Source organism: Bradyrhizobium sp. LTSP849, from assembly GCF_000938255.1.
Lineage (GTDB): Bacteria > Pseudomonadota > Alphaproteobacteria > Rhizobiales > Xanthobacteraceae > Bradyrhizobium.
The window spans coordinates 437,268-452,597 of sequence record NZ_JYMR01000056.1; the positions used below are offsets into that span (position 1 = coordinate 437,268).

Here is a 15,330-nt window from a genome sequence, read left to right on the forward strand (position 1 = left end):
ATGATCGGGGCCTGAAAGCGCCATCAGAGCGCCGACCAAGCCAGCTGAGAGTGGGCATCTTCTCATGATTTCCCTTGCAAAATCACGATGGGCCGCCGGAACCGATACCGTGATCCGGTCCGTATGACTACGGGATTTGATGCCTAACATGGCCTTGCTGAAGAGATCGGGGTCGCTTCGCCAAATTTAAACCAAACGTACAACTCTCTAGCTAGAAACTGCTGTCTGCCCCCGAATCGAACGGGGTTTGCTGCTCGGAGATTCCCTTGGCGACCTCTGTCACCATTAGTGCGACCAACAACGCCGATATCGACGGCATGCTGTCGGGCTACAAATGGACCGGCACGATCAGCTATAGCTTTCCCACGTCCGCCAATACCTACGCCAATCCCTATTCCGGCGGCAGCAGCGAGCCGACGACGTCGGGCTTTTCGGCGGCGCCGACCCAGATGCAGGCAGCGATCAATTACGCGATCGGGCTGATCGAGAGCTACACCAACGCCAGCATCAGCTATAACGGCACCAGCAGCGCCGACATCATGGTTGCGCAGTCGCCGGCGGCCAATCCAACCTCCTACGCCTATTACCCCGGCAATTATGCGGCGGGCGGCGATGTGTGGTTCGGCACGCACTACGACTACACGCAGGCGCAGCTAGGCAATTATTATTTCACGACCGCGCTGCACGAGCTCGGCCACGCTTTCGGCCTCAAGCACAGCCAGGAGACGGGCGGCGTCGCCAATGTCGCGGTGCCGAGCGCGCATGACGACAGCGAATACACCGTCATGAGCTATCGCAGCTATGTCGGTGCTTCGGTGACGGGTGGCTACACCAACGAGGCCTACGGATATCCACAGACCTACATGGCCAACGATATCCTCGCGCTCCAGACGCTGTATGGCGCGGACTACGCGACCCAGAGCGGAGCCACCGTCTACACCTGGAGCCCGACGACGGGGCAGGAGTTTATCAACGGCGTCGGGCAGCTCGCGCCGGGCGGCGGCGCCGGCGGCTCGGCCAACCGCATTTACGAGACAGTCTGGGATGGCGGTGGCGTCGATACCTACGACCTGTCGAACTACACGACGAACCTCAGCATCAATCTCAATCCCGGCGCGTCGTCGGTGTTCTCGACCACGCAACTGGCCTATCTCGGCAACAGCCACTACGCGTCCGGCAATGTCTACAACGCGTATCTCTACAATGGCGACGCGCGCTCCTACATCGACAACGCCAGCGGCGGCTCCGGCAACGACATCATGATCGGCAACCCCATCGCCAACATACTGAAGGGCGGCGGCGGCAACGATACGATCACCGGCGGCGGCGGCAACGATACCATCGACGGCGGCGCGGGCACCGATACGGCGGTGTATTCGGGCAGTAAGGCCAATTACGCGATAACCTACAATACGGTCACGCAGACCTTGACTGTGGTCGATCAGCGCTCCGGTTCGCCCGACGGCACTGACACCGTCACCGGTGTCGAATATCTCCAGTTTGCCGGTGGCACAGTGGCAAGCTCCACCCTGACCGGGCCTGCCCAGCCCGATCTGTCAGAGTATGTAGCGGTCAGCCAGAGCTCCGTTCCGGCCGGAAGCAACCTGACGGTCGACGTCTACGACATGAATCTCGGCGATGCCGTCTCGGGACCGTCCACTGCCGGAATCTATCTCTCCACCGACGCGACGATCACCACGTCGGATACGCTGCTCGCGACGGTGTCGACCTCGATGACGCTCGCCACCGTCAGCCAACCCGGCTACTACGACTATCAGACCATCATGGTCGCGCTGCCGGGCAATCTGGCGCCCGGCACCTACTACATCGGCGGTATTGCCGACTACAACAACCAGATCGGCGAGCGCAGCGAGACCAACAACACCTACAATGTAGTGCAGATTACCGTGACGGCGGCGGGCCATCCCGACCTGTCCGAGTACGTGGCCGTGGATAAGACGACCGTCGCCGCCGGCGACAGCGTGACGATCGATGCCTACAACATGAACCTCGGCAACGGGGTGGACGCGGCCCCGACGACCGCTGGAATCTATCTCTCGACCGACGCGTCGATCACGACGTCGGACACGCTGCTTACAACATTGGCGACGTCATCGACGCTGGCGACCGTCAGTCTGTCCGGCTACTACGACCACCAGGCAGTCACCGTGACGCTGCCGGGCAACCTGGCGCCGGGGACCTACTACATCGGCGGCATCGCCGACTACAACAACCAGCTTAGCGAGAGCAATGAGACCAACAACACCTACAACGTGGTTCAAGTCACGGTGACGGCGCCGCCGCAGCCCGATCTGATCGAATATCTGGCCGTGGACAAGACCACCGTTGCGGCCGGCGACAGCGTGACGATCGACGCCTACAACATGAACCTCGGCAACGCGGTGGATGCGACCCCGACGACGGCCGGAATTTATCTCTCGACCGATGCGACCATCACGACGTCGGATACGCTGCTCACGACGATCTCGACATCGTCGACGCTGGCGACGGTGAGCCAACCCGGCTACTATGATCACCAGACGGTCACCGTGGCGCTGCCCGGCAATCTGGCGCCAGGCACCTATTATGTCGGCGGGATTGCCGACTACAACAACCACCTCGCCGAGAGCAACGAGACCAACAACACCTACAACGTGGTGCAGGTCACGGTGACTGCGCCGCCGCAGCCCGATCTGATCGAATATCTGGTCGTGGACAAGACCACCGTTGCGGCCGGCGACAGCGTGACGATCGATGCCTACAACATGAACCTCGGCAACGCGGTGGATGCGACTGCGACGACTGCCGGCATCTATCTCTCGACCGACGCGACCATCACGACGTCGGACACGTTGCTCACGACGCTGACGACATCGTCGACGCTGGCCACCGTCAGCCAGCCCGGCTACTACGATCACCAGACGGTTACGGTGACGCTGCCCGGCAATCTGGCGCCAGGCACCTATTATGTCGGCGGGATTGCCGACTACAACAACCACCTTGCCGAGAGCAACGAGACCAACAATACCTACAATGTGGTGCAGGTCACGGTGACTGCGCCGGCGCAGCCCGATCTGATCGAATATCTGGCAGTGGACAAGACGACCGTTGCGGCCGGCGATAGCGTGACGATCGACGCCTACAACATGAACCTGGGCAACGCGGTGGATGCGACCCCGACGACTGCCGGCATCTATCTCTCGGCCGACGCGACCATCACGACGTCGGACACGTTGCTCACGACGCTGACGACATCGTCGACGCTGGCCACCGTCAGCCAGCCCGGCTACTACGATCACCAGACGGTTACGGTGACGCTGCCCGGCAATCTGGCGCCAGGCACCTATTATGTCGGCGGGATTGCCGACTACAACAACCACCTTGCCGAGAGCAACGAGAGCAACAATACCTACAATGTGGTGCAGATTACCGTGAAGGCGGCGGGCAGCTCGTCAGTCGCGCAAGCGCAAGCCGTCTCGTCACCGGCGGCGCAAATATCAAGTGGCGCCCTGTTCTTTGGGCATCCGAATGTTCAGGACAATTTCGTGCTGTCCTCGATGAGCACCGGGCAGTCAGCCCTCGGCGGTATTTCGACGGATCATGCCCAGCTCACGGAACTCGGGGCGGCGTCGATGGTCAAAACCCTGGAGCAGGCTGCCACGACGGACGCGGCGGGTGCTCACTTCGTGTTCGACACCCTGCCTGAGGTCACGCAGCACCATTTCGGCGACTATCATCTGGTTTGATCGAAACACGGCTTCAGCTGCCGCTATGGATTCTCCGATATCCGTAGACTAATCTTGCCACCTATGCGGGGAGCGAGTGGCATGGAGATTCTTGATAAGTGTAGTTGGGCGCTTCGCCGTGTGGTCTTGCGGCGGATGTGCGGCTCGACGCGACGAGGACGCTGGGTGTTGCTGATGATCGGGCTTGTGCTCGCTCTCGCTGCGCCGGCCCACGCCCAATCCCTCGGCCGGGGCCTCTCCGCCTTCCAGCGGCAGGACTATGTGACGGCGTCCCGCATCCTCATTCCGCTCGCCGAGCGCGGGAATGCGGCTGCGCAGTCCCATCTTGGCTTCCTGTTCGAGACCGGCCGCGGCGTGCCGCAGAACTACACCGAAGCCGCGATGTGGTACCGCCGGGCGGCGGAGCAGGGCGACAGCCGGGCCCAATATTCGCTCGGGCTGCTCTACGACCGCGGCCAGGGCGTGCCGCAGGACATCGTCGAAGCCTCAAAATGGCTGAACCTGTCGACAGCGGCCGCCCCGCCTCGGGTGCGCGAGGCGAGGGCCCGGATCCGCGACGTCGTCACCACCAAGATGACGCGCGGGGAGATCGCCCAGGCCCGCCTGCGGGCGCTGGAATGGGCGCCGAGCCGCGAGCACTGACTCCTCGACCGTCGAGGTTCCAGGCCCCGTCCGACAAAAAAATCGAAAACAACCCCCATGCACAGTAGAAGATGACCGCCGGCGAGATGGCGCGGGCCTGCGCCGCGACGACGGTTCATCCTGATCTTGTCGCGCGTTAGCCGGGCCAGCCGCCGAGCCAGTTCACGTACCAGGTCTCGCCCAGCCAGCCGATCCAGATCGTGGGGGCAAGGAACAGCCCGAACGGCAGGAAGGCGGTCCCGCGCAGCGGCTTTCTTTGCAGTGCAGCATTGAGGACATAGGCGCCGATCGCGAGCAGCGCGGCGAGCTCAATCACCGCGGCGACCGTCACAAGATCGAGCCAAGCGCCGCAGACGGCCGCGAGCTTGACGTCGCCGAGTCCGAGCCCGTCACGGCCGCGCCAGCGCCGGTACAGAACCATCAGGAGCAGCAGCGGGAGCGCTATGGCCGCAGCACGCGCCACCGGCCAGAGCAGCGCCTCGGCGCCCGCATCCGGCACGAACGCGGCAGCGCGGAGCAGGGCGAGCGCGAAGGCCGCCCCGGTCAGCTCGTTCGGGATGAGATAGTGGCGGGCGTCGTTCGCGGCGATGGCGAGCATCAGGGCGGCGAGGAACGCGCCGTAGAGGCCTTCCGCTCCCGGTGCGGCGACGAGGCTTGCGAACATGCTGACGAGCAGTGCGAGGCTGAGGACGAGCGGGGCACGCGTCCCGTCATGCGCCGCTTCGTCCGTCACGCGCCTAGAGCCTTTTCCGCTCCGATGGAATCGGAACGGGGCTCTGGATTCTTATTTTGACGCGTTTTCTTCACGCGAACCGGTATCCACTTCGCTCGAAAACGCTCTAGCGCGCCACCTTGGGCGGGCTGACGGTAACCACGGGATTGCTGGTCCCGATCAGGCGGCCGTTCATCTTGCTGCGCATCTCCTCGGCGATGACGCGCGCATCGACGCCGTCCTTGATGACGGTCGGGCGGATGAACAGGATCAGCTCGGTACGCGCGCGCGCAGTGGTCTGGTGCGAGAAGGCGTCGCCCACGCCGGGAATGGAATCCAGCACCGGAATGCCTTGCCGTTGCTTGTTCTCGGTCTCGCTGATCAGGCCAGCGAGCAGCACCGTCTGTCCGCTCGTCACCGCAATCGAGCTCTTGACCCGGCGCTGCGAGATCGTCGGCGTCAGCGATCCGGCGGCGGTGCCGGCCGCGACGCTCGAAATCTCCTGCTCGATGTCGAGCACGACATTGCCGTTGGCGTTGGCGCGCGGCAGCACGCGCAGGATGATGCCGGTGTTCTTGTAGTCGATGGTGTTGACGACGGTGTTGTTGGCGGTCAGCACGGTCGCGGTACCGGTCGAGAACGGCACCTGGTCACCGACCTGCAAGGTCGCGGGCTGGTTGTCCAGCACCACCAGCGACGGGTTCGACAGCACCTTGACGTCGGTGACGCCGTGCAGCGCGTCGAGAATGACGCGCGGCGAATTCTCGGAACCGATCAGGAAGTTGAAGCCTGGCAAGACACGTCCGAGCAGCGCGCCGGACGCGGCGTTGACGGCGTTCGACGCGGCTTCGACGGAGCCGCTGCCAACTGTCGCGGCATTGCTGACGCCCGAGATCGTGTTGGAGATAGAGCCCTTCTGGCTCGCCAGGAAGAACTGCACGCCGTAGTTCAACTGGTCGTTCAGCGTCACCTCGGCGATCGTCGCTTCGATCGCGATCTGGCGCTGCGGCCGGTCGATCTGCCGGACGGTCTGCTCGACGATGCGCTGCGCCTCCTGGTTGGCATAGACGAGAACGGCATTGTTGGTGACGTCGGCGGTGATCCGCACGTTCTGGAGGATGCCGTTGACGCCGGACTTCGCGCCGTTGCCGCTGCCCAATAGTCCGTTGCCGTTGTCCTGCGCAGGTGTTGCGGTCGCGGCCGGAGCGGGGCGGGCGCTGAACGATGATCCCGGAGCTCCGGTCACCGGGGTCGCGGCGCCGGATGCGGCGGTCGGCATTGCACTCAGCGAGGCGACCGGATTGCCGGAGGTCGATGTCGAGATCCCCGAACCGGGCGCGACCTGGCTTGACGCGCTGTCGAGCGACGTGTTGCTTGTCGCGCTCTGGTTGAACAGCATGTCGTTCAGCATCGCCACGACCAGCTTGGAATTGCCGTAGCGCAGCGGATAGGACTTCAGGTTCACGCCATCGGTGTCGGAACGGTCGAGCCGCGCAATCCAGGTCTGCGCGCGCTTCAGATATTCCGGCTTCTGGCTCACCACGAGGATCGAATTGAGCCGCGCGATCGGCTGGAGCTTGATCACGTTCTGCCCCATCCCGCCTTCGCCGGAATCCATGATCTTCTCGATCTCGGCGATGACTGGCTCGGGTGAGGAATTGCGCACCGGGAAGATGCCGACCGATTGTCCACGCATCCAGTCGGCGTCGAAGGACAGGATGGTGTCGACCGCGGTTGCCCGGTCGCTGCCGCTGCCGCTGACGATCAGCGTGTTGCGCGCGCTGTCGGGACGCATGGTCGAGGCCTTCACGCCGAAGGCGTCGAGCAGCTTGAAGATGTTCTGGGCCGAGGTATAGCGCAGCGGCACCACCGTGATGCCTTGGCCGGCTGCGGCGTTCGCCGAGCGGTCGATGCTGCCGGGCCCTGCTTCCGGCGCCGGCAGCAGGCGATAGCCTGTGCGGTCACGCACCAGCGCCACGCCAGACATGCGCAGCGCATTCTCCAGCACGTAGATCGCGTCCGCCTTGGGCACCGGACGCACCGAGGCGAGCGTCACGGTTCCCTGCACGCGAGGATCGATCGTGTAGCCGACGTTGAGTACGTCACCAAGGATGACCTTTGCGACGGTCGCCACCGGTGCATTCTCGAAGTTGAGGTCGTAGCCGCTGCCGCCGCCATCGTCGCGCTCGGCAAGCGCGCCGCCTTGCGGCGCTGCACCATCGCTGAGATAGATCGCGGGCTTGGACGATTTCGCCTGGCCAATGCCGCCTGCCCCGGCATCCGAAGGTTGCCGCGGCTGCAGGTCGAGGCCGCGGATCTTGTCGACAATATCCTGTGCGCGCGGATCCTTCGGATCGGCTTCGACCGACTGATCAGCCGTGACGATGCAGGCGGTAAGCAGGAAGGCGGACGAGCAAAGGACAAGCGTTCCAGTCAACGCTGAGCGCAGGCGCGAAAGCGGCTGGACCACTTTAAACAAAATACGCCCACCAACGCTGCGAGAAAAAGGCATCCGATCCCCCTTGGTTCGGACGCGCAATAATTTGCGCCACGATTATGTTTTTGCTAAGAAATAAGTCAAGGGTAAAGGACCTCCCGTGCCCGTAGAAGCTGTTGCATTCAAGTAACAAGGTCAACGCTGTGAATGCGATGCGAGAGCGCTCCGCCGATAGCTTCCGGCAGCACCTCCTGGAAAAATATTCACTGCCGTCGCGCGCGCATGTCCGTGCGGACAAGGCAGCCAATCCCGCGATCACGCGTCCGTTGCGCGAATTCTGGGAAGCCACCGATCTCTCGGCGGCGGAATTCGCCGACGAAGTGTCCGAATATTTTGCGCTGCCTCGGCTGAGCCTTCCCCAACTGCTGACGACGACACCTCGCCTTGAAGGTTTTTCGCGTCGATTTCTGCGAGAATCCACGATCTTTCCTTTTGGTGCTCCGGATGGTGGCTTTCGGTTGGCCGTCGCGGACCCCTCCGACACGGCCGCCATTCGTGCCGCCGAAATCGTGTTCGGGGCACCGGTCGATGTCGTAGTGGCGTCATATGAGGACATTACGACAGTCCTCGATCAGCGAGCCGATGCCGACGATGCGAACACAGACCAAACCGCCGGCCGCGCGGCGCAGTCCGACGACGACATCGAGAGCCTGCGCGATCTCGCCAGCGGTGCGCCGGTGGTGCGTGCGCTCAACGATCTGCTGGAGCGCGCGGTCGATCTGCGCGCCAGCGACATTCACGTCGAGCCGTTCCGTGCCGGGCTTGTAGTGCGCATGCGCGTCGATGGCCTGCTGCGTGCGCTGCCGTCACCGCACGGCATTCCGCCGCAGGCGCTGATCTCGCGCATCAAGATTCTCGCCAGTCTCAACATCGCCGAGCGCCGCCTGCCGCAGGACGGCGCGGCGCGCGTCCGCGTCGGGCGCAGCGAACTCGACGTTCGCGTCGCGACCATGCCGACGCAACACGGCGAGAGCGCCGTCATCCGCCTGTTGCCGCGCGACCGCGGCCTGCTCGAGATGAGCAAGCTCGGCCTCCGGACACGCGACGAGAGCGTGATGACGCAGCTGCTCGCGATGCCGCACGGCATGATCGTGATCACGGGGCCGACCGGCAGCGGCAAGACCACGACGCTTGCGACCATGCTGTCGATCCTCAACGAGCCGACGCGCAAGATCCTTACCATCGAGGATCCCGTCGAGTACGAGATTCCCGGCATCAACCAGTCCCAGGTCAAACCGTCGATCGGCCTGACCTTCGCCTCCGCGATGCGTTCCTTCGTGCGCCAGGACCCCGACGTGATCATGGTCGGCGAAGTCCGCGACGCCGAGACCGCGCATATCGCGATCCATGCCGCACTCACCGGCCATCTCGTGCTGACGACGCTGCACACCGAGACCGCGGCGGCGGCCGTGCCGCGCCTGATCGATCTCGGCATCGAGGGCTTTCTGCTCAAGTCGACGCTGCGCGCGGTGGTGGCGCAGCGCCTGGTGCGCGTGCTTTGCGACCGTTGCAAGGTACCGCACGCGCTGACCGAGGCCGATCTTGCCAAGGACCCGCGCTTTGCCGTGATCGGCTTCAAGGCCGGTGAGGTCGTCCACGAGGCGGGCGGCTGCGAGCGCTGCGGCGGCACCGGCTATCGCGGCCGTAACGGCGTGTTCGAGATCCTCGAAATGTCCGACGAGGTGCGGACGCTGATCGGGCCGCAGACCGATTCCCACACTGTCGATGCCGCCGCGATGCGGGGCGGCATGACGACGATGCTGGAGGATGCGGTCGCAAAATGCCGGGCCGGGTTGACGACAGTGCCTGAAGTCTTCCGCGTCACGACGGTGCGCTGAAGTCATGCCGAACTATCGCTACCGCGCGCTCAATGCCAACGGCGAACTGGTCTCTGGGGCCATCGCCGCGCCGGCGCCCGGCGATGTGGCGCAGCGGATCGAGCGGCTTGGCCTGGTGCTGGTCGACAACGTCACGCCGGAGGAGGGCGGCGCAGCGCGTAGCGCGCTCAGCTTCTTCAACAGGCCGAAGGCCGAAGACGTCACCATCTTCACCCGCGACCTCGCGCTGCTGTTGCGCGCCGGCGCCCGCATCAATGACGGACTGGAACTGCTCGCGGTCGATCCCGATTTCGGGAAGCTGCGGCCGGTCGTCGCCGATATCCGCGCGCGCGTCGTCTCCGGCGAGAGCTTTGCCGAGGCGTTGACGCGGCATGAGGGGCTGTTTCCGGCGATGTATATCGCGCTAGTGCGGGTCGGCGAGGCGTCGGGGTCGCTGGACCAGGTGCTGGAGGTGCTGGCCGGTGAACGCGCGCGCAGCGAGGCACTGAGGCGCCGGCTGACGGATGCGATCCGCTATCCCGTTTTCGTCCTCGGCGCGGCCGGCTGCGTGCTGCTGTTCTTCCTCACTTTCGTGCTGCCGCAGTTTGCCAGCGTGTTGCAGGATTTCGGCGCCAAGGTCGATCCGATCGTCGGCGTGTTCCTGAACATCTCGACCTTTTTGCGCGGCAATTCCGATGCGGTGCTGGCCGGGCTTGCCGCCACCATCGCCGCCGGCTGGTTGCTGTTGCGCCAGGAGCGCGTCCGCCGCGGCATTACCAATGTGATCACGCGTCTGCCCGCCATCCGCAACGTGATGCGCTCGTACCGCACCGCGCTGTTCTGCCGCAATCTCGGCCTGCTGCTCGGCAGTGGCGTCAATCTCACCACCACGCTGCGCATCCTGATCGACATGATGGCGACGACAGGGCCGTCCGCGGTCTGGAGCGATGCCGCCGACCGCGTCCGCCATGGTTCGAAACTCTCCGACGCGCTCGCCGAAACAGAGGCGTTGCCGGCAATGGCGGTACGCATGCTAAGGCTGGGCGACGAGACCGGGCAGTTGCCGATGCTGTCCGGCCGGGTCGCCGAGTTTTACGAGGTCAAGCTGCAACGCACGCTCGACCGCGCGGTCGGCATTGCGGGGCCTGCGGCGATCATCGCGATTTCCCTGGTGGTCGGCGGCCTGATCACATCGGTGATGACGGCGCTGATGTCGGTGAGCCAGATTGTCGGTTAGGCGAGGGTAATTGGAGGGGCTCGAGGTGACCAAACATCCATCGTCAAGGCGCAGCCGGCGGCGCGCAGATCGAGGAGAGGCCGGCTTTACCCTGGTCGAAATGCTCGTCGTCATCACCATCATCGGGATGATCATGGCGCTGGTCGGCCCGCGGGTGCTAAACTATCTCAGCGAGTCCAAGGCCAAGGCGGCAAAAATCCAGATCGAGAGCTTTTCCAGCGCGCTCGATCTCTATTATCTCGATCTCGGCCGCTATCCGACGTCGAATGAAGGCCTCACCGGGCTGACGCGCAGCAACAACCAGGCCGGCTGGAACGGGCCATATCTGCGCGGTGGCTTGGTACCCAACGATCCCTGGGGCCACGTCTATGTCTATCGCGCGCCGGGCGCGAGTGCACCCTACGAGATCATCTCGCTCGGATCGGATGGTCAGGAAGGCGGCAGTGGAACAGCAGCCGACATTGTCAGCGGCACGCGCTGAGGCAAGCTGTGATGCGCAAGGCTTCGATGCGCAAGGCTTGGACGCGCACGGCTTGGATGCGCATGGCTTCGCGCTGATCGAGATCCTGTGCGTGCTCGCGATCATCGGCCTGCTCGCAGCGATCATCCTGCCGGCGATCCCGCGCACGACGACGCGCGCGAAGCTGGAGAGTTACGCGGTCGAGACTGCCGCGCTGCTGAAAGCCGATCGCAATTCGGCGCTGCGCCGGCAGGTTTGGGTGGCAACCCAGGTGGATGCGGAGGCGCGCGCGATCCGTTCCGGCGTCACCGGGCGCACCATCCGCCTGCCGAATGACGTGATCGTGCAGGCGACGCTGGCCTCGCGTTGCGCCGACCGCGCCACGGGACGGTCGATCGATTTCTTTCCGTCGGGCATGTCGTGCGGCGGGGTGATCGCGCTGGCGCGGCCCGGCATGGGTTACGAGGTGCGCGTCAACTGGTTGACCGGAGGCGTCGAGATTGTCCCGCAGAAATTGCTCTGACGGCGCCGCCGGTTTCACCCTCATCGAGACGCTGGTCGCGCTTGCGATCATTGCCATCGTGCTCGGAACCATTGGCTCGGTCATCGCCACCACCGCGAAGGGCACGCGTTCGATCGACCAGCGCCTGGCGCTGGCCGGCACGGCCGAGACGCTGCTTGCGGACCTGCCGGCGCGGGCGGTGCTGAAGCCTGGCCGGCAGAGCGGCGAGCTGGCCGGCAGCCGCTGGCGCGTCGACGTCGCGCCGATGAATGTGGCGGGCGGCAATCCCGCCACCGATCGCTTCGTGCCACTGGCGGTCAATCTGCGCCTCCAGCGCGCCGACGGCAGCGCGATCCAGGTCACGACGGTGAAGCTGGTGCCAAGCCTCGCATCAAGGCCCGCGCAATGAAACGCCTGCACCGCGCGCTCGCCTCAGAGGCGGGCTTCACCTTGCTCGAAGTGCTGCTGGCCACGCTGTTGATGACGGTGATCCTGGCCGCGCTCGCGACCGTGACGGCGCAGTGGCTGCCGAACTGGAATCGCGGTATCGCCCGTGTGCAGCGGGCCGAACGTCTCGCCACCGGTCTTGACCGCATCGTCGCCGACCTGTCGGTCGCCGAGCAGACGACGTTGAACGGCGACGCCAAGGCACCGTTGTTCGACGGCGCCGAATTGTCGGTGACCTTCCTGCGCTCGGCGCTCGGTCCGAGCGCGCGTCCTGGGCTCGAATTCATCCGCTTGATCGAGAAGGCCGACGCGCAAGGGCTGGCGCTGGTGCGCGAGCGCGCGCCGTTTCAGACCATGCCGACGGACGGGCAGATCCGCTTCGTCGATCAGGTGGTGCTGATCCGCGCGCCGTTCCGCGTGAGCTTCGCCTATGCCGGACCGGACAGGCAGTGGCAGCCGACCTGGCGCGGCCAGGCGCAACTGCCGGACCGCATTCGCATCACGGTGCGTGACGCCGGCACGGGCCAGGTGCTGGCGGTGTCGGCGGCGGCGATCCCTCACATCACCGCGCCGCCCGAATGCGCGCGGGCCAAGAATCCGACGACCTGCGTGACGGCGGGTACAAGGCCGCAACAGGCGCAGAAAGAGGAGCAGCAGCTTTGAGCCGCGCGCGGCACGACCATGCGGCGCTTCGCCAGGGAAAATTTGGCGGAACACTTGGGGGAACACTTGGCCAGGGAAAACTTGGCGATGGCCGCGGCTTCATCGTCGTCGTCGTGCTCTGGATGCTGGCTGCGCTGGCTGCGCTCGCGCTGATCTATCTGAGCTATGTCACCAACACCGCGGTCACGGTCGCCGTCAACACCGACCGGTTGCAGGCCGATGCACTGATGAATGCCGGCCTCGAGCTCGCCGCCTACCGGCTCACCGCGCAGGACGAGGCGACGCGCCCGACCAGCGGCACCTTCAACGTCCGCGTCGGCGCGGGCCGGGTAGCCGTGACGTTCCGCTCGGAGGCCGCGCGCATCGATCTCAACATGGCGCCGAAGGCCATGCTCGCAGGCCTGATGACGACGCTCGGCGTCTCCGCGATGGATGCACCGGTCTATGCCGACCGGATCATGGCGTGGCGATCGTCGACGGAGCCCGGCCAGGACAATCCGGAGGATTCCTACTACCGCACGCTCGGCGCGCCCTATCTGCCGCGCCATGCGCCGTTTCCACACAGCGACGAGCTCTGGCTCGTACGCGGCATTCCGTCTGCCGTAATCGAGCGCGTGCTGCCCTTCGTCACCGTGTTCAGCAACATGCGGACGGTGAACCTGGTGGACGCCGCGCCGCAGGTGGTGGCGGCGCTGCCCGGCATGACGCCGGAGACGCTGCAACAGGTGCTGCGCGATCGCGCCGATCCCAACGTCAATCCGCAATCCCTGGTCGGGCTTGCCGGCAGCGCCGGTGCGACGATCGAGGGCTCGAAGGCCTACCGGCTGACGGTCGCCGTCGAAGCACCGTCGCACCGGCAGAGCTCGGCCGAGATCGTCATCCTGCTTCTCGAAAGCGGCGATGAGCCCTATCGTGTATTGTCGTGGCACAACGCCTTCGATGGCTCCGCCGGAAAGCCTCTGTGAGATGAGCTCGCTCAGTTCCATTCGCACCATTCTCGATGCCTGGACCGGCACGGTGGCCGGTGCCATCGTCACCGGACTGGAGCGGATGGTGGCGCCGCGCCTGGTGCGGCTGGTCGAGGACGAGAAAGGCACGTTCGCGCTGGAAGCTGCGAAGCCGGAGAACAGCCTCAAGGAGATCGCGTTCGGGGACGGCAAGTTTGCGGCTGCCAATCTCGCGCAGATCGTCCGCGGCAGCCGCGTCGAGATCGTGCTGCGGCCTTCGCGTTTCCTGTTCCGCCCGCTGGAGCTGCCGGCGCGTGCGGCCGATTTCCTCGACGGCATCGTGCGGGCGCAGATCGACCGGCTGACGCCGTGGAGTGCCGGTGACGCCGTGTTCGGTTGCAGCGCGCCGGTCGCGCAGGGCAGCGAGAGCCTCACCACGCTGATCGCGGCCGCGCCGCGCAGGTTGGTGATCGGCTATGTCGAGGCCGTGTCCGGCTATCATCCGTCCGCGATTGCGATCGTGACGGAGGCGGCCGAGGGCGGGCGCATCAAGGTGTTCGAGCAGAAGTCGCGCGGCGCGATCGACCCGGTGCGGCTGAGCCGAACGCTGCAAGCGGTGCTGGCCGTTGCCGCCGTCACGGCGGTTGTCGGGTCGATTGCCGCCGGTTATCTGGCCGACAGTTTGAGTACGCAGGAGAACGAGCTCCAGCAGCAGATCACCCAGCGCCGCGCCGCGATCCGCGGCATCGACGGCGGCGAGCGCTCGCCGTTGGCGCTGCTGGAGCGGCGCAAATACGAGACGCCGGCGAGCGTGATCGTGCTGGAATCGCTGAGCCGTCTTCTGCCGGACCACACTTACGTCACCGAGATGCATCTGGCCGGCAACAAGGTCCAGATCTCCGGCATCACCCGCGATGCGCCCTCGCTGATCCCGTTGATCGAGCAGTCGCAGCATTTCACCCGCGCGACCTTTTACGCCCCGACGACGCGCAGCTCCACCGATCCCGGCGAGCGCTTCCACATCGAGGCGCAGATCGAACCGAGGAATGCGCCATGAGCAACATCATGAGCAGCGCAGGAATCGGAAGCGGAAATGCCGTTGTGCGGACGCTGACCGGCTCGCGGCCGATCGCGGTCACGCTCTATCTCGCGGTGACAGGCGGGCTGCTGCTGATGGCGGGCCTGTCGATCGCCGACGTCTTCGCCCACCGCCAGGCCCTGGCGCAGACCTCCGACCTGCTCGACCAGTTGCGCGGCCGCAAGGGCGCCGCCAAGAATGCCGCGGCCGCATTGGCCGAGCATCCCGGGACGCCGTTCCTGGAAGGGCCGACCGTGACGGTTGCCGGTGCCAATCTGTTGCAACGGGTTGCGGCTGCGGTCAGCAATGTCGGCGGCTCGGTGCAGTCCTCGCAGGTCGACGTCTCCGGTGCGCAGACCAAGGACGGCTTCGTCGGCCTCGTCGTGAGCTGCGAGCTGGAGCAGCCCGCGCTCCAGAAGGTGCTCTACGATCTCGAGGCCGGCATGCCGTTCCTGTTCATCGATCAGCTCGACGTCCAGGTGCCGCAGGCCACTGCGCTCGGCGACGCTGCCACCGGCCGCGTCAGGGTGATTTTGGGCGTTTCCGGCCAGTGGCAGGCGGGGAAATAGGAGCGCGTCGCGG

At 65.2% G+C, this 15,330-nt stretch carries 13 protein-coding genes; 11 read left to right on the forward strand and 2 right to left on the reverse strand.

Annotated elements, in window-relative coordinates:
- The first annotated feature begins 266 nt into the window (after nucleotides 1–266).
- Nucleotides 267–3,746, forward strand: a complete 3,480-nt coding sequence (locus UB31_RS41075; protein WP_082078816.1) for a CARDB domain-containing protein — start codon at nucleotides 267–269, stop codon at nucleotides 3,744–3,746.
- Between the two features lie 81 nt (nucleotides 3,747–3,827).
- Nucleotides 3,828–4,388, forward strand: coding sequence for a tetratricopeptide repeat protein (locus tag UB31_RS39215; RefSeq protein ID WP_156175760.1), 561 nt, complete (start codon nucleotides 3,828–3,830; stop codon nucleotides 4,386–4,388).
- A 136-nt stretch (nucleotides 4,389–4,524) separates the two neighbouring features.
- Here the strand turns inward: UB31_RS39215 and UB31_RS39220 are convergent, their stop codons facing one another.
- Both UB31_RS39220 and gspD read right to left on the reverse strand, forming a co-directional pair.
- Nucleotides 4,525–5,121 (reverse strand): prepilin peptidase, encoded by a 597-nt coding sequence (locus UB31_RS39220; RefSeq protein WP_045014634.1) that lies wholly within the window; start codon nucleotides 5,119–5,121, stop codon nucleotides 4,525–4,527.
- Between the two features lie 106 nt (nucleotides 5,122–5,227).
- The gene (gene gspD / locus UB31_RS39225; RefSeq protein ID WP_082078818.1) at nucleotides 5,228–7,612 is read right to left on the reverse strand and encodes a type II secretion system secretin GspD; all 2,385 of its coding nucleotides are present in this window, start codon (nucleotides 7,610–7,612) and stop codon (nucleotides 5,228–5,230) included.
- A 137-nt stretch (nucleotides 7,613–7,749) separates the two neighbouring features.
- Between gspD and UB31_RS39230 the strand changes: the two genes are divergently transcribed.
- From UB31_RS39230 to gspM, 9 genes are read left to right on the forward strand one after another with little or no spacing between them, the layout of a single operon-like run.
- Nucleotides 7,750–9,435 (forward strand): GspE/PulE family protein, encoded by a 1,686-nt coding sequence (locus UB31_RS39230; protein ID WP_502691326.1) that lies wholly within the window; start codon nucleotides 7,750–7,752, stop codon nucleotides 9,433–9,435.
- Nucleotides 9,436–9,439: 4 nt separating this feature from the next.
- Entirely contained in the window at nucleotides 9,440–10,651 is a 1,212-nt protein-coding gene (locus tag UB31_RS39235; protein ID WP_045014636.1) for a type II secretion system F family protein, read from the forward strand.
- A 25-nt stretch (nucleotides 10,652–10,676) separates the two neighbouring features.
- Nucleotides 10,677–11,132 carry a type II secretion system major pseudopilin GspG gene (gene gspG / locus UB31_RS39240; RefSeq protein WP_045014764.1) on the forward strand — a complete coding sequence of 152 codons (456 nt, stop codon included), beginning with the start codon at nucleotides 10,677–10,679 and terminating at the stop codon, nucleotides 11,130–11,132.
- The gene (locus tag UB31_RS39245; RefSeq protein WP_045014637.1) at nucleotides 11,095–11,634 is read left to right on the forward strand and encodes a prepilin-type N-terminal cleavage/methylation domain-containing protein; all 540 of its coding nucleotides are present in this window, start codon (nucleotides 11,095–11,097) and stop codon (nucleotides 11,632–11,634) included. Before gspG ends, UB31_RS39245 begins: the two co-directional genes overlap by 38 nt.
- Nucleotides 11,612–12,022 carry a type IV pilus modification PilV family protein gene (locus UB31_RS39250; RefSeq protein WP_045014638.1) on the forward strand — a complete coding sequence of 137 codons (411 nt, stop codon included), beginning with the start codon at nucleotides 11,612–11,614 and terminating at the stop codon, nucleotides 12,020–12,022. Before UB31_RS39245 ends, UB31_RS39250 begins: the two co-directional genes overlap by 23 nt.
- Nucleotides 12,019–12,723 carry a hypothetical protein gene (locus UB31_RS39255; protein ID WP_045014639.1) on the forward strand — a complete coding sequence of 235 codons (705 nt, stop codon included), beginning with the start codon at nucleotides 12,019–12,021 and terminating at the stop codon, nucleotides 12,721–12,723. The genes UB31_RS39250 and UB31_RS39255 overlap by 4 nt, the downstream gene beginning before the upstream one ends.
- Complete coding sequence (locus UB31_RS39260) at nucleotides 12,720–13,688, forward strand: type II secretion system minor pseudopilin (RefSeq protein ID WP_245306147.1); 969 nt, start codon at nucleotides 12,720–12,722, stop codon at nucleotides 13,686–13,688. Before UB31_RS39255 ends, UB31_RS39260 begins: the two co-directional genes overlap by 4 nt.
- 1 nt (nucleotide 13,689) lies before the next feature.
- The gene (locus UB31_RS39265) at nucleotides 13,690–14,727 is read left to right on the forward strand and encodes a PilN domain-containing protein (protein ID WP_045014640.1); all 1,038 of its coding nucleotides are present in this window, start codon (nucleotides 13,690–13,692) and stop codon (nucleotides 14,725–14,727) included.
- The gene (gene gspM, locus UB31_RS39270) at nucleotides 14,724–15,317 is read left to right on the forward strand and encodes a type II secretion system protein GspM (protein ID WP_245305418.1); all 594 of its coding nucleotides are present in this window, start codon (nucleotides 14,724–14,726) and stop codon (nucleotides 15,315–15,317) included. The genes UB31_RS39265 and gspM overlap by 4 nt, the downstream gene beginning before the upstream one ends.
- The last annotated feature ends 13 nt before the right edge of the window (nucleotides 15,318–15,330 follow it).